We start from the raw sequence: 13,854 nt of genomic DNA on the forward strand, positions 1-13,854 counted from the left end.
CGGGGTCTGCCTAGCGTGCCGCCATGCACGATCCCAAGCAGCGGTTTGCCGAAAAATTACGAGAAGCCATGACAGCCGCCGGCTACGAGCCCAAGCCCTCTGTGCTGGAGCGGGAATTCAACACCCGGCACTGGGGCAAACCCATGACCTTGCACGGCGTGCGCCGCTGGCTACTGGGCGAAACCATGCCCGATGCGCGCAAGCTCATCACCCTGGCCGAGTGGCTGCGGATGCCGGTTCAGGAGCTGGCCTTCGGCGTCGTCGACGGCTCCGCGGTGCGCGAAGAAGCCGCCCAGTGGCATGTGGGCGTGGGCTACGAAGACCGCGAACTGTTCGACACCTACCTCAAGCTGCCGGTGCCCAAGCGGCGGCTGGCGCGGGAACTGATCCTGGCCATTGCCAAGGCCCACGCGGCCGATCAGTCCAAGCCGCTGGCCGGCCCATCCCGTTGAAGCGGCACGCCGCCGTCACCCGCGATCACGACCGCCGCGTAACTCGACGACAGAGTCAATCCACGGCCATCGGGCGTGCCTAGCGTGCCGCCCATGCAAGATCCCAAGCAACTGTTTGCCGAAAAATTACGCCAAGCCATGGTGGCTGCCGGCTACGAACCCAAGCCCTCCGTTCTCGAGCGGGAATTCAACACGCGCCACTGGGGCAAGCCCATGACGCTGCATGGCGTGCGCCGCTGGCTGCTGGGCGAAACCATGCCCGATGCCCGCAAGCTCATCACCCTGGCCGAATGGCTGCGGATGCCGGTGCAGGAGCTGGCCTTCGGCACCCCGACGCCGCAGGCGCGCGAAGAAGCCGCCCGCTGGCACGTGGGCCTGGGCTACGAAGACCGCGAACTGTTCGAGACGTACCTGAAGCTGCCCGTGCCCAAGCGGCGCCTGGCCCGCGAGGTGATCCTGGCGATCGCCAAGGCCCATGCGGCCGACCAGACGCCGCGCGGCAACCGCTGAAGCGCGGGGGCGGCGGCAGTCAATGGGCGAGCAGGCCGCGCACGCCCTGCGCCAGGTCGTCCATGTGCGACAGCACGAACAGCAGCAGGCCGATGAAGCCGCCCACCACCGTGCCGTTGATGCGGATGTACTGCAGGTCGCTGCCGATGTGCAGCTCCACCAGGCGCGCCAGCTCCTTGGCGTCCCAGCGGTCCACCGTGTTGCGCATGTGCTCGGCCACGAACTGCGACAGCTCGGGGGCCCACTGCGCCGCCCACAGCTCCAGCCGCACGTTCAGCCGCACCCGCAGGGCCGGGTCGCCCGCGAGCGACAGGCCCAGCCACTGCCCCATCGCGGCCACCTTGCGCGAGACCTCCGAATCCTCGTCGGCCAGGTCGCGCTGCAGGCGCTCGCGCAGGCTGGTCCAAAGCGTCTGCACGTAGCTTCCCAGCGTGGCGTCGTTCTGCAGGTAGTGGCGGATCGCCATGCCGCGCTCGGCCCATTCCGGGTCGGACTGCAGGCGCTCCACCAGCCGCTGCACCGCGCTGTCCAGCGTGCCGCGCAACTGGTGGGCGGGGTTGCCGGCCACTTCGGCCAGCAGGTTCTCGATGGCCTGGGCGATGGCGCCGGCGCCCTTGTCGCTCAGCCAGTCCGTGGGCAGCACCTTTTCCTTGAGGGGATGCTCGCGCTTGATCCACTGCACGATGGTGTCGGCGATGAAGGTGCGGGTCTGCGGCTCGCGCACCACCGTGGCCAGGCGGGCCAGCAGGTCGTCGAGCAGCGCCTGGTGGCGGCCGTTGTGGGTCAGCGCCTCCAGGGCCATGGCCATGGTGCGCGACAGATCGATCTGCCCGATCAGCGTGCGCGCGGCATCGTTCATGAAGCGCTGGATGCGCTCGTCCTCCACCGTCTCCAGCGCCGACAGCGCCAGGCGCGACATCTGCCGCGCCAGCAACTGGGCATTGCCCGGCGAGGTGAGCCACTGGCCCAGCATGTGGGCCGGGTCGTGGCGGCGGATCATGGTGACCAGCGAGGGCGCATCGAGGAATTCGTCGCGCACGAACGACGCCAGGTTGCCGCCGATGCGCGCCTTGTTGCGCGCGATGATGTCCGTGTGCCGCTGCACGAACGGCAGCGGTATGCGCCGGAACAGGGCCGACACGGCGAACCAGTCGGCCAGGGCGCCGACCATGGCCGCCTCGGCCACGGCGCGCACGCATTCCACCGCCAGGTTGCGCGGCAACGCGTAGGTCAGTGCGAACACGGCGGCCACTGCCAGCAGCAGGCCGGTGGCCAGCCACTTGGCCCGGGTCAGTGCGCGGGCCTGGTCTTCATGGGTGCTGTCCATCGCCCGAGGATAGCCCGAGACGCCTGTGGGACAGGGCCGCTTCAGTGCGCTGGCAGCGGTGCCACCCGATCGAGCGCCGCGGCCAGGTGGCCGACCGTGCGGTCCACGTGGTGCCACTTCTCCAGCCCGAACAGGCCGATGCGGAAGGTCTGGAAGTCCGCCCCCTCGCCGCATTGCAGCGGCACGCCGGCGGCGGTCTGCAGGCCGGCCTCGATGAACTTCTTGCCGTTCTGGATGCCGGGATCGGTGGTGTAGCTCACCACCACGCCGGGGGCCTCGTAGCCCTCGGCGGCCACGCTCGGAAAGCCCCGCTCGCGCAGCAGCGCGCGCACCCGGGCGCCCAGTTCGATCTGTTCGGCACGCACCTTCTCAAAGCCGTAGTCGCGCGTCTCCCGCATCACGTCGCGCAGCTGCACCAGCGCATCGGTGGGCAGGGTGGTGTGGTAGGCGTGCTGGCCTTTTTCGTAGCCCTCGGCGATCTGCATCCACTTCTTGAGGTCGCAGGCGAAGCTGCTGCTCGTGGTGCCGTCGATGGCCTGGCGGGCGCGCTCGCTGAGCATCACCATGGCGCAGCAGGGCGAGCCGCTCCAGCCCTTTTGCGGGGCCGAGATCAGCACGTCCACGCCGGTGGCCTGCATGTCCACCCACACGGCGCCGGAGGCCACGCAGTCGAGCACGAAGAGCGCGCCCACGGCGTGCGCGGCCTCGCTCACGGTGCGCAGGTAGTCGTCGGGCAGCAGGATGCCGCTGGCGGTCTCGACATGGGGCGCGAACACCACTTTGGGCGACTGGGCCCGGATGGCGGCGGCCACCTCGTCGGCTGGGCATGGCGCCCACGGGGCCTGCGGGCCCTCGCCCTGGCGGCGGGCCTGGCACACCACCGCGCCGCCGCCCAGAGCGCCCGCATCGAAGATCTGGCTCCAGCGGTAGCTGAACCAGCCGTTGCGCACGATGAGCACCTTCTCGCGGTTGGCGAACTGGCGCGCCACCGCCTCCATGCCGAAGGTGCCGCTGCCGGGCACCAGAACCGCCGTGTGGGCGTGATAGACGCTCTTGAGCGTGGCCAGGATGTCCTGCATCACGCCGGTGAAACGCCGGGACATGTGGTTGAGCGCCCGGTCGGTGTACACCACCGAGAATTCGAGCAGACCGTCGGGATCGATATCGGGCAAGAGGCCGGGCATGGGTTCTCCGTGAGGGGGGGCCAGCGCGCAGCAGGGGCCGTGCACGGCCGGCAGGAACGAGAAAAAGGGGGCAGGCCAGCTTAGCATGCACGCCATCCGCCGGCCCCTGCCCGGCCCCCGTTCCAGCGGCTCTGAAGGCGGCGAATCGCCCCGCATGGACGCGGCGCGGCCTGCCCCGCTAGGATGCCGGATCGACCTTTTCCAGTCCCCACCAGGAGCCCCTCCCGATGCCCGACTTTCGCAGCGACACCGTCACCCAACCCACGCCGGCCATGCGCGACGCCATGTTCCAGGCCCCGCTCGGCGACGATGTGTTCGGCGACGACCCCACCGTGAACGCCCTGCAGGCGCATGCCGCCCAGTTGCTCGGCTTCGAGGCCGCGCTGTTCGCGTGCTCCGGCACCCAGACCAACCTGATCGCGCTCATGGGCCACTGCCAGCGCGGCGACGAGGCCATCGTGGGCCAGAGCTGGCACACCTACCGCTGGGAGGCCGGCGGCATGGCGGTGCTGGGCTCGATCCAGCCGCAGCCGGTGGAGACCCAGCCCGACGGCACGCTGCGCGTGGCCGACATCGCCGCCGCCATCAAGCCCGATGATCCGCACTTCGCCCGCACCCGCCTCGTGGTGCTGGAAAACACCACCGGCGGCCAGCCGCTGCCCACCGGCTACATCGCCGAAGTGGCCGCCCTTGCCCGCTCGCGCGGCCTGGCCATGCACCTGGATGGCGCGCGCATGTTCAACGCCGCCACGGCCAACGCCGGGAAAAACGGCACCGACGTGTACGACGAAGCCCGCGCGATCTGCTCGCACTTCGATTCGGCCTCGGTGTGCCTGAGCAAGGGCCTGGGCGCGCCCGTGGGCTCGCTGCTGCTGGGCTCGCACGACTTCATCCGCCAGGCGCGGCGCACGCGCAAGATCCTGGGCGGCGGCATGCGCCAGGCCGGCTTCCTGGCGGCCGCGGGCCTGCATGCCCTGCAGCACCACGTTCGCCGCCTGGCCGACGACCATGCCCTGGCGCGCCAGCTGGCCGAGGGCCTGGCCGAAGCCGGGCGCAGCCACCCCGTGCTGCAGGGGCGCCTGGCCGTGGCATCGGCCCACACCAACATCCTGTTCACCGACGTGGAGGCGGACGTGGCGCCGGCCTTCACCGCCTGGCTGGCCCAGCACGGCGTGCGGGTGACCAGCGGCCTCTACGGCCGGGGCACGCGCCTGCGCTGGGTGGCGCACCTGGACGTGGGTCCCGAGGACGTGGCGCAGACGCTGGAGTGCGTGCGCCGGTTCGACGGGCGCGGACAATGATCCGCTGAGGTTCGGCAGGGGCATCCGACCCCTGTGTCGCGCCGGGGAGGCGTGTGGGTTGAAACTAAGCGATGAACGGGGGCTCGATGCCTGCCAGGCCGTCGCGCCTCTTGCGGGCGCGTGGGTTGAAACAATGGCGACATTTCCCACTGGGATGTGTCCAACGTGTCACGCCCCGAGCTGGGCGTGTGGGTTGACACCGTGTCGGGCACCTGGAAGGCCAGCCGGCCTTCCAGGCGCACCGTGCGGACGGCTGGATTGAAGCGCGCTGGATCGGCCCGCGCCTTCGCAGCGGGTGGCGCTTGAGCGGGCGCCCGCCTGCAAGAAACCCGAATGCTATATTTTTTATAGCAACACAGGCAATCAGTACTAGGGCATGAAGGGTTTTTGACTCAAAACCCGCTCCACACCCAATCGAACCGCACATCCAGCGGCAACTGGTGGATGCGGTAGGCCGCGGGCAGCGGCTCCAGCGGGCGCAGGCGCACGACGATGGACGGCATGCGCGGCGACAGCGGCGAGACGCGCTCGGCGGGAATGCGTTCGGCCTCGGCTACCACGCCGACCACCTCGGCGCGGATGCGCCCGCCATCCATGAATTGCAGGCTGGCCTGGCGCCCCACCTGGGCATAGCGCGCCTCGTTGGGCAGCACGTAGGCGTGCACCATGGGCGCGCCGCGCCCCTGCAGCACGGCCACGTCGGTGCCGGGCACCACCCACTCGCCCCGGCGCACGAGTTGGCGCACCACGGTGGCATCGAAGGGCGCGACCACATCGGGCGAGGGCAACGAGGCGCTCGCGGCCAGGGGCCCCGTGCCCGAAATCCCGCCCGCATTCGCGAGCGGCACGGGGCTCTGCGCGCGCAGCGCCGCCAGGGCGAGCGCACGGTCGCGCGCCACTTGCGCTGCGTTTTCGGCCAGGTCGGCCCGCGCGCGGTCCACGCCGGCCTGGGCCTGCATGGACTGCAGGCGCACGCCATCCAGCTCCTGGCGCGTGGCCGCGCCCTGCACGTGCAGGGCCTGCATGGTGCGCACGCGCTCCTGGTGCAGGGCGGCCTGCCGCTGCGCCAGGCGCTCGGCCTCTTTCAGCCCGGCCAGCCGCGCGGCCTGGCCCTGCGCCACGGCCTGGGCCACGGCCGGATCGGCGGCGGCCAGCGGCGCGGCCAGGGCGGTGGAGGCCGGAGCCCCCGCGGCCGAGGGCGGCTCCAGCACCATCACCGGCTGGCCCGCCGGCACGGCATCGCCCACGGCCACGATGCGCGCCACGCGACCGGCGGTGTGCACGCCCACGGCCACCTGCTCGGTGACGACGAAGCCGGGCGCCGTCTCCCACCAGTAGGCGATGGCAAAGCGCATCAGCAGGTAGGCCGGCGCTGCGAGCACCATGGCCAGCAGCAGGTACCAGCGCCAGCGCGGCACTTGCCGCTTGGCGGCGGCGTAGCGCACCGGCAGGCCGTTGGCCTCTTGCGCCGAACCCGGCGGAATGTCGAACTGGATCTTCACGGGGCCGCCTCTTCAAAATCTTCCCACGCCTGCACGACCACACCGGCGAAGGCCGGCAGGTCGGACAGGGCCTGCGCCAGGGCGCGCCAGCGCTGCAGCGCCGCAGTGCGGCCCACGCCGTGGCTGCTTTCCTCGGGGGTGAGCGAATCCTCCATGCTCTGGGCCACCGCCACCCGCAGTCCGGGCACCGCCTGCTGCACCAGCGGGCGCGCCAGCTCGGCCGCGCGCTCGGGCCGGCTCACATAGACCATCGCCACCACCTCCGCAGCGCCGGCCGCCTGCAGGCGCTGCGCCAGGCCCGGCACCTGCAGCTCGCGATAGTGCGTGGTGAGGGCCAGGGGCCAGGGCGTGGCGGCGCGCACCGCCCGCAGCGTGGCCACGGTGCCGTCCTCCCAGCCGGGCTGATCGGCGGCATCCAGCTGGCTGCGCTCCAGGTCGAGGTTGAGCCCGTCGAACGGCAGGTGGCGCAGCGGCGCCAGCAGCGCCAGCAGGGCTTCGCGCCCGGCGGGCATCACCCAGCTGGGCTCGCCGAGCATCAGTTCCACCGCCATGCCCCGGTCATGCGCCCGCTCCAGCAGGCGCCGCAGGGCGGCACGGCCCGCCGGCCGGGCCAGGCTGCGCAACTGCGCGCCGGTGAAGGACAGCAGCACGCGCTGGCTGTCCTGCGGCATGGCATCGAGGCGCGCGGGCCGCTCCAGCAGCGCCTGCCCGCTCCAGGAGAACCAGCCCAGGCCCGGCGCCCGCGCTTCCTGGGCCTTTTCGCCCCGCACCGCTGGCGGCAGTGCGGACAGCGCGGTGAGCGCCGGCGCGAGCAGGTCGGCCAGGGGTTCGGCCACGCCCGGCTGCGGCTGGCAGCTGCTGCCGAGCGCCAGCACGTCGAGCGCGGCCAGCGCCCGGCGCTCGGAACCATCGACGACCTGCAGCGAGGCCTGGTAGAGCGCGTAGCGCGCCATCAGCAGGCGCGAGTAGCCGTCGCCGTCGAAGGCATCGAGCCGCAGGCGCGCAACGCGCAGGCCCTCCTGCGCCGCCTGCAGCCGGTTCAGAAAGCCCGGCATCTCGCCATCGCGCAGCTGCCAGTCGGCCAGGGCCTGGTCCAGCACCGAGCGGTATTCGCCCAGGCGCAGTTCCATCAGCTGATCGGCCCGGTCTCGCTCGCTCTGCAGCTGCCCACGGGCCGCATCGCGCTGCGCCCGCCACTGCAGGGGCATGGAAAAGTCCACGCCGACGACCGTGCTGCGGCCGGGCTGGCCGCCGATGTCGCGGCTCACCGACTGCGACAGCGACACGCCGGCCTCCAGGCCCGTGTGCTGTGCGTTGTCGAGTTGCGCGGTGGCGGTGTCGCGCTCGGCGCGGGCCTGGGCGATGGCGGGATCGCCATCGGCCTGCGCGAGCAGCGCCTCGCGGTCCATGCAGTGCGCGGGCCAGTTCGGGATGGCCGTGTCCACCTGGGTCACGGGTTGCCCCGCCAGGCGGGCGAGCGTGCGCAGCGCGCTGGCCTGCGCGGCGCGCTGCGCATCGTGCGCGGCCTGAACGCTGTCGAACAGGGCGGAAAGGTCGAGCCGGTCGGCCTCCAGCATCACGCCGGCCTGGCGCCGGTGCAGCAGCTGCGCCTCCACGGGCGCACGCACGGCCAGGAACTCCTGGGCCAGCAGGCGCCGCCGAAGGCTGTGCGCGAACCGCACATAGGCCTGGCGCACGGCCAGCCGCACGCCACGCTGCGCCTGGGCCTGCCGCAGCCGGCCCAGCGATTCGGCCCCTTCGGCCTCGCGCACGCCACGCTGCTGGGCTTCGCGGCTGCCCAGGAGCGGCCAGCGCACGCCGACCTGGGCCTGGCCGCGCTGGTAGTCGCGGCTGGTGGTGTCGGTGACGGACTCGCGCACGCCCCCTAAGCTGGCGCCGGCGAACACGCGGGCGCCCTGCCCCGCGCGCGCCGCGCCGGTGCGCTGCGCGGCCACGTCGGACTCGGCCTGCGCCAGCCGCACCGCCGGGGCCTGCACTTCGGCCCAGCCCTCCAGCTCCGCCAGCGAGGCGGGCGCCTGGGCCAGCACGGTCGCGTTGAGCGCGGGCGGTGCCTCCTGCGGCACGATCGGTGGCACGACCGGCGGCGGCAGGGACAGATCCGCCGCCAGCACGCCCGAGCCCCACCCCAGCAGGCACAGCACCGCAGCCCATGGCAAAAAACGTCCCCCGAGGCGATGCGGCATATCAAAACTTGGTTTTGCGCAGCACCCACCAGGGGGCCATCGCGGAGTCGAGGTGGGTCTTCAGGAAGACCTCCTGCAGGATCGAGAACGTGCAGTGCACGCGGTTGACGAAGGCAAAGAGCGGAAACAGCGGCAGGAACCGCAGGTAGCCCGCATCGTGCCGGGGCCGCTCGGACACCGCCACGAGGTACAGCAGAAAGTAAAACAGCAGCGCCGCAAGATAGACGACATAGACGAAACCCAGCACCCCCAGCACCGCGCCCACCGGCAGCGTGAACAGCATCACGCCGGTGTAGGCCACGATGAGAAAGGGCATGAGCACCTGCATCACCAGCCCGTTCACCACCACGAACAGAAAATTGCGCCAGCCCAGCAGGCGCGGGCGCAGGTTCAGGCGGAACTTGCGGATGAAGATGTAGAACATGTCGCCGTCCCAGCGCAGGCGCTGGCGGAAGAACACGCGCCAGGTGTCCGGCGCATCGGTGTGGCCCACCGCGTGCGGATCGAACACGATGCGCAGCCCCGGGTGGCGGCCGAAGTACTGCTTGATGCGCATCGTCATGTCCAGGTCCTCGGCCGTGCCCGCGTCCCACCCGCCCAGATTGCGGATGAAGCTGGTGCGGAACACGCCGAACGCCCCCGAGATGTTGTTGACGATGTTGAACTCCGACAGCCCCGTCTTGCCCGCGCCGATGGACAGCATGTATTCGAGCGCCTGCATGCGCGCGGCCAGCGAGCGGCGGGCGTTGCGCACGCGCAGGCTGCCGGCCACGCCCACCACGCCGGGGTCGTCGAAATGCCGCGTGGCGTTGCGCACCATGTCGTTGTCGAACGAGGTGTCGCCATCGAGCGCCATCACGATCTCGCCGCTGGCGATCGACAGGCCGGCGTTCAGCGAGGACACGCGGCCGCCGCGCTGCCACTTGGGCAGCACCACCAGGGCGCGGCGCCGCGCACCGGCCAGCAGTTCGCGCGCTCCGCGGGCCGCACGCAGCGTGGGCTCGTTCTGCACCGCACCGTCCACCACGGCGATGATTTCGATGAAGCCCGGGTAGATCTGCTGGGCGAGCGACTGGATGGTCTTGCGCACGTCGTCTCCCTCGGAGTAGCAGGTGATGACGCAGGACACGCGCGGATAGCGCTCGCGCTGCAGGTAGGGCCTGTGCTCGCGCAGGCCGTACTTCACCATGCCCGAACACACCAGCAGGAAGAAGGGGGCCTCCAGCAGCACCACGAACGGGAAGAACTTGAGCGCCAGCTCCACCCACGACTGGTGCGTCGCGCTGGAAAACAGCGTGACGAACGCGAACACCACCTGCTCCCACATGCGTTCAGGCTCCGTCGCGCAGCCGCGCCATCAGGTCCGCGGCCTGCTCGCCGGAGCGGGTGCCTCCCGGCACTTCCATGTGCCGGATGTGCGTGCGCAGCGGCATGGCCGCGCCGCCGGCAGCGCTCTGAAGGGAGGCCTGCAGGCGTGCCGCCAGTCCCTCGGGCGAGGAGAACGGCAGGAACAGCCACAGGCATTCCTCCTGCGTGCGCGTGGTGATGTCCGAGGTGCGCAGCAATTCGTGCAGGCGCCGCGCGAACTCGTCGAGCATCAAAAACACCCGCGAGGCGCCTTCGCGCTCGATCACTTCGGCCGCGTTCTGGAACTCCACCAGCATCAGCGCGAAACGCATCTCGCCGTGGCGCGAGTGCGTGGCCAACGCCCAGTCGAGCATGCGGCGAAAGTCGGCGGGCGGCACGTAGTGCGTGGAATCGAGCGCGGCGAAGGATTCCTGGATCTGCCCGGCGCGCAGCGCGGCGCGGCCCTGCGGGCTCAGGCGCAAGGCCGAGATTTCGCGCACATCCAGCGCGTTGGGTTCGGCCGTGGTGCGGCAGTCCAGGCAGCGGGCGACCACCTGGGTCTCCACGAACACATGGTGGCAACTGCCGCAGGCGTACTGCGTGAGCGGCCGGTCGTAGTCCACGCCGATGTGCCGCAGCATGGTGCTGCACTTGGGGCAGGAAAGCGCGCCATCGGAGTGGAAGTCGGCCTCGGGCGCCACGTGCCCGCAGGCAAAGCAATGCAGCGAAGGCGACTTGCGGATGTGGATGCTGGTGCAGTGCGGGCACACGTCCAGGTAATGGATATGGGCACTGCCGCAGGTGCGGCAGTGCCGCGTGCGGTCCACCAGCTCGGCCGGCTCCAGCAGCCGGCGCCGCGTGAGGCCGGCCAGGCAGGCATCGGCATCGTCGCCGGCCCGGGCCAGCGCCTCCACCATGGGGAAACGGTACAGCGCCAGGCTGGCGCGGTCGCATTGCGGCTGCAGTTCGGCCCCATCGCGCAGGCACAGGAAGTACAGCACCCGCTCGTCGAAATGCAGGGCCGCAGGATCGAGTGGCAGGCTGCGCCGCACCGCCAGGCACAACTCGCTGGCGGCAAGGGCCGCCGCATAAGGGGCTGCGCCATCCGCCAGCAGGGGCGGGGGGGCATCGCCGGGAGCCATGAACAGCGGGCGGTCCCACCAGACGCTGGCACGCAGCTGTGCGGCCAGCGCGGCGGGGGCATCGCCTTCCCAACCGTCCAGGTAAAACCCCAGGGGCTCGACTCCGGAAGACGCGAAAGCCTCCCACGCATTCCAGGCTTTGGCTCTTGATTCGCCGGCCACCAATTGCCCCGAAGGCCGCAGCACCACCATCGTTTCCGACGCCGCGGCGGGCGTGATTTCAACATTCAAAGAAACTATCCAATCGCAGTTCGCCATAGAGCATGGCCGGCCGCATTGTACGAGTGGCCCGTTTCAGAGATGGGTAGGCAAAGCCCTTGCGCGGCAGGCCGTGGAGGTCGTGTCCGCGCCCGCCACGCATGAAACCTCAACAATCCTCAACAACGGCGCAGAAGCAACGCCCGGTTTTTCACGATTGAAAAATTTCACACCGTTGTTAAAATTACAAACAGAAACAAATACATCCCTGCGACCCCTTTCCCCAACCCAGAGGTGCTCCCATGAAACTCTCGAACATCAAGATCGCCAACCGGCTGGCCATCGGATTTTCCTTGCTCATCTTGCTGATGCTGGGCTTGACCAGCATTGGCGTGAACCGGGTGTCCAACATCAACGGGAGCCTGGCCACCATCGGGGATTTCAACAGCGTCAAGCAGCGCTATGCGATCAATTTCCGCGGCAGCGTGCACGACCGCGCGATTGCACTGCGCGACGTCACCCTGGCGGCACGCCCGCAAGAACTGCAGGCCGAGATCGATCTGATCCAAAAGCTCGCGGACCACTATGCGCAGTCGGCGGCGCCGCTGGACCAGATGTTCGCCTCCACCCCGATCGAGCCCCGCGAGAAGGAGGCCCTGAACCGGATCAAGGAAGTCGAATCGCGCGCCCTGCCGCTGACCCGCAAGGTCATCGAACTGCGTGGCGCCAACCAGCCGGAGGAGGCCATCAAGGTCTTGCAGGAACAGGCCCGCCCCGCCTATGTGGAATGGCTGGCCAGCATCAACCGGCTGATCGATATCGAGGAAGAAAAGAACAAGGCCGAATCGGCCAATGCACGGTCGGTCGCGCAAGGTTTTTCCATCCTGATGCTGGTGCTCAGCGGCACGGCGATCGTGGTGGCGGCAGCGACGGCATGGCTCATCTCGCGCAGCATCGTGCGGCCCATCCAGCGGGCCGTGCAGGCCGCCAGGACCATGGCCACCGGCGACCTGACGCAAGCAGCCCCGGCCCGGCAGACCGACGAGGCCGGCCAGTTGCTCCAGGCACTGGAAGAGCTGCGCCACAGCTTCCAGAACGTGCTGCACGACGTGCGCCGCACATCGGAGGCCGTGGCGGCCTCCAGCACCGAGATATCCCAAGGGACCCAGGACGTGTCGAGCCGCACCGAGCACCATGCCAGCGCGCTCCAGCAAACCGCCGCGTCCATGGAGCAACTGGGCTCCACGGTGCGCCAGAACGCCGACAACTCCCGCCAGGCCAGCCAGTTCGCCAACCAATCCAGCGCGGTGGCCATCCAGGGCGGCGAAGTCGTGAGCGAAGTGGTCGAGACCATGAAGGGCATCCACGAAAGCTCCCGCAAGATCGCCGACATCATCGGCGTCATCGACAGCATCGCGTTCCAGACCAACATCCTCGCATTGAATGCCGCGGTGGAGGCGGCGCGCGCGGGCGAGCAGGGCCGGGGCTTCGCGGTGGTGGCCAGCGAGGTGCGCAGCCTGGCCGGCCGGTCGGCGGAGGCCGCGCGCGAGATCAAGCACCTGATTTCCACCAGCGTACAGCGGGTCGAGCAGGGCAGCGTGCTGGTGAACAAGGCCGGGGCCACCATGACGGAGGTGGTGTCGTCCATCCGCCGCGTGACGGATCTGATGCAGGAAATCAGTGCAGCGAGCAACGAGCAGGCCATGGGCGTCGCGCAGGTCGGTCAGGCCGTGTCGCAAATGGACCAGGTCACGCAGCAGAACGGCAGCGTGGTCGTGCAGATGGCGGCGTCCGCCAGCGGCATGAAGGACCGCACCAGCGCCCTGCTGCAGGCGGTGGGAGTGTTCCGGCTGAATCAGGAAGGACCGCAAGGCGTCGACACTGGCCCGTCGATGCAGCTGGGCTGGACCAGCCGGGCCTGAGCGCCGAGGCCCGGGCTCTCAGGCCGGGGCCGTTCTTCCGCCGAAGAGGCCCGTACCGACCCGCACCAAAGTACTTCCCGCATGAATGGCGGCTTCCAGGTCGGCCGTCATGCCCAGCGACAGCGTGTCGAACGCTGCAAAGCCTTCCCCGCCTTCGCTCCGTATCTGTTCGAACAGCGCTTTCGCCGCCGCGTGGACCGCATACTGCGCGGCGAAATCCGGGGCAGGCTCCGGAATGCTCATCAGGCCCCGCAGCCGCAAACGTGGCAACAGCGCAACAGCCCGGGCCAACGCCAAGGCCTCCGGCGGCGGCACGCCGGCCTTGGTCGCCCCGCCATCCACGTTGACCTGAATGCACACGTCCAGCGGCGCCAGGCTGGCAGGCCGCTGGTCCGACAGGCGCTGGGCGATCTTCTCGCGGTCCACCGTGTGGACCCAGTCGAAATGCTCGGCCACCTGCCGGGTCTTGTTGCTCTGCACCGGGCCGATGCAATGCCACTGCAGCGGCGGCGCCCAGGGCGTGGGGCCCTGTCGCAATGCAGCGATTTTTTCCACGCCTTCCTGGATGTAGTTCTCGCCGAACGCCCGCTGTCCGGCCTCGGCGGCCAGGCGCATCGCATCGGCGCCGAAGGTCTTGGAAACGGCCAGCAGGCGCACGCCGGCGGGGTCTCGTCCCGCCGCGCTGCAGGCCTGCGCGATGCGCCCAAGAACCTGTTGGAGGTTGTTACCAATCGTCGTCATAATGATTCCTCTGAGCGTACCAAA

11 protein-coding genes are annotated in these 13,854 nt (G+C 70.0%); 4 read left to right on the plus strand and 7 right to left on the minus strand.

Annotated elements, in window-relative coordinates; all coding sequences use genetic code 11:
- The first annotated feature begins 23 nt into the window (after positions 1 to 23).
- Both M5C98_RS21035 and M5C98_RS21040 read left to right on the plus strand, forming a co-directional pair.
- The gene (locus M5C98_RS21035; protein ID WP_272549375.1) at positions 24 to 452 is read left to right on the plus strand and encodes an XRE family transcriptional regulator; all 429 of its coding nucleotides are present in this window, start codon (positions 24 to 26) and stop codon (positions 450 to 452) included.
- Positions 453 to 545: 93 nt separating this feature from the next.
- The gene (locus tag M5C98_RS21040; protein ID WP_272549376.1) at positions 546 to 962 is read left to right on the plus strand and encodes an XRE family transcriptional regulator; all 417 of its coding nucleotides are present in this window, start codon (positions 546 to 548) and stop codon (positions 960 to 962) included.
- A 19-nt stretch (positions 963 to 981) separates the two neighbouring features.
- Here the strand turns inward: M5C98_RS21040 and M5C98_RS21045 are convergent, their stop codons facing one another.
- Both M5C98_RS21045 and M5C98_RS21050 read right to left on the minus strand, forming a co-directional pair.
- Complete coding sequence (locus M5C98_RS21045; RefSeq protein WP_272549377.1) at positions 982 to 2,289, minus strand: DUF445 domain-containing protein; 1,308 nt, start codon at positions 2,287 to 2,289, stop codon at positions 982 to 984.
- Positions 2,290 to 2,330: 41 nt separating this feature from the next.
- Entirely contained in the window at positions 2,331 to 3,473 is a 1,143-nt protein-coding gene (locus tag M5C98_RS21050; protein WP_272549378.1) for a pyridoxal-phosphate-dependent aminotransferase family protein, read from the minus strand.
- Between the two features lie 227 nt (positions 3,474 to 3,700).
- On the opposite strand from M5C98_RS21050, the gene ltaE reads away from it, so the two are divergent.
- Positions 3,701 to 4,774, plus strand: coding sequence for a low-specificity L-threonine aldolase (gene ltaE, locus M5C98_RS21055; RefSeq protein WP_272549379.1), 1,074 nt, complete (start codon positions 3,701 to 3,703; stop codon positions 4,772 to 4,774).
- Positions 4,775 to 5,166: 392 nt separating this feature from the next.
- On the opposite strand, the gene M5C98_RS21060 is transcribed toward ltaE, so the two are convergent.
- Genes M5C98_RS21060 through M5C98_RS21075 form a run of 4 tightly spaced genes read right to left on the minus strand, consistent with a single transcriptional unit; the run spans position 5,167 to position 11,200 of the window.
- On the minus strand, positions 5,167 to 6,276 hold the full coding sequence (locus tag M5C98_RS21060; RefSeq protein ID WP_272549380.1) for an HlyD family secretion protein: 1,110 nt from the start codon (positions 6,274 to 6,276) through the stop codon (positions 5,167 to 5,169).
- Complete coding sequence (locus M5C98_RS21065; protein ID WP_272549381.1) at positions 6,273 to 8,480, minus strand: TolC family protein; 2,208 nt, start codon at positions 8,478 to 8,480, stop codon at positions 6,273 to 6,275. The genes M5C98_RS21060 and M5C98_RS21065 overlap by 4 nt, the downstream gene beginning before the upstream one ends.
- Position 8,481: 1 nt before the next feature.
- Entirely contained in the window at positions 8,482 to 9,807 is a 1,326-nt protein-coding gene (locus M5C98_RS21070; RefSeq protein WP_272549382.1) for a glycosyltransferase family 2 protein, read from the minus strand.
- Positions 9,808 to 9,811: 4 nt separating this feature from the next.
- Positions 9,812 to 11,200: a hypothetical protein gene (locus M5C98_RS21075; RefSeq protein ID WP_272549383.1), complete on the minus strand. Its 1,389-nt coding sequence runs from the start codon at positions 11,198 to 11,200 to the stop codon at positions 9,812 to 9,814.
- Between the two features lie 269 nt (positions 11,201 to 11,469).
- Here M5C98_RS21075 and M5C98_RS21080 point away from each other — a divergent pair, with 269 nt between their 5' ends.
- Positions 11,470 to 13,089 carry a methyl-accepting chemotaxis protein gene (locus M5C98_RS21080; RefSeq protein WP_272549384.1) on the plus strand — a complete coding sequence of 540 codons (1,620 nt, stop codon included), beginning with the start codon at positions 11,470 to 11,472 and terminating at the stop codon, positions 13,087 to 13,089.
- Between the two features lie 18 nt (positions 13,090 to 13,107).
- Here the strand turns inward: M5C98_RS21080 and M5C98_RS21085 are convergent, their stop codons facing one another.
- The gene (locus M5C98_RS21085; RefSeq protein ID WP_272549385.1) at positions 13,108 to 13,830 is read right to left on the minus strand and encodes a YggS family pyridoxal phosphate-dependent enzyme; all 723 of its coding nucleotides are present in this window, start codon (positions 13,828 to 13,830) and stop codon (positions 13,108 to 13,110) included.
- Positions 13,831 to 13,854: the final 24 nt, after the last annotated feature.

The organism is Acidovorax sp. NCPPB 3576 (assembly GCF_028473605.1).
GTDB lineage: Bacteria > Pseudomonadota > Gammaproteobacteria > Burkholderiales > Burkholderiaceae_C > Paracidovorax.

Bases quoted from the DNA above. Each gene is read 5' to 3' on its own strand.
- M5C98_RS21035 (WP_272549375.1), top strand. From the start codon at position 24: ATGCACGATCCCAAGCAGCGGTTTGCCGAAAAATTACGAGAAGCCATG.
- M5C98_RS21040 (WP_272549376.1), top strand. From the start codon at position 546: ATGCAAGATCCCAAGCAACTGTTTGCCGAAAAATTACGCCAAGCCATG.
- M5C98_RS21045 (WP_272549377.1), bottom strand. From the start codon at position 2,289: ATGGACAGCACCCATGAAGACCAGGCCCGCGCACTGACCCGGGCCAAG.
- M5C98_RS21050 (WP_272549378.1), bottom strand. From the start codon at position 3,473: ATGCCCGGCCTCTTGCCCGATATCGATCCCGACGGTCTGCTCGAATTC.
- ltaE (WP_272549379.1), top strand. From the start codon at position 3,701: ATGCCCGACTTTCGCAGCGACACCGTCACCCAACCCACGCCGGCCATG.
- M5C98_RS21065 (WP_272549381.1), bottom strand. From the start codon at position 8,480: ATGCCGCATCGCCTCGGGGGACGTTTTTTGCCATGGGCTGCGGTGCTG.
- M5C98_RS21070 (WP_272549382.1), bottom strand. From the start codon at position 9,807: ATGTGGGAGCAGGTGGTGTTCGCGTTCGTCACGCTGTTTTCCAGCGCG.
- M5C98_RS21080 (WP_272549384.1), top strand. From the start codon at position 11,470: ATGAAACTCTCGAACATCAAGATCGCCAACCGGCTGGCCATCGGATTT.
- M5C98_RS21085 (WP_272549385.1), bottom strand. From the start codon at position 13,830: ATGACGACGATTGGTAACAACCTCCAACAGGTTCTTGGGCGCATCGCG.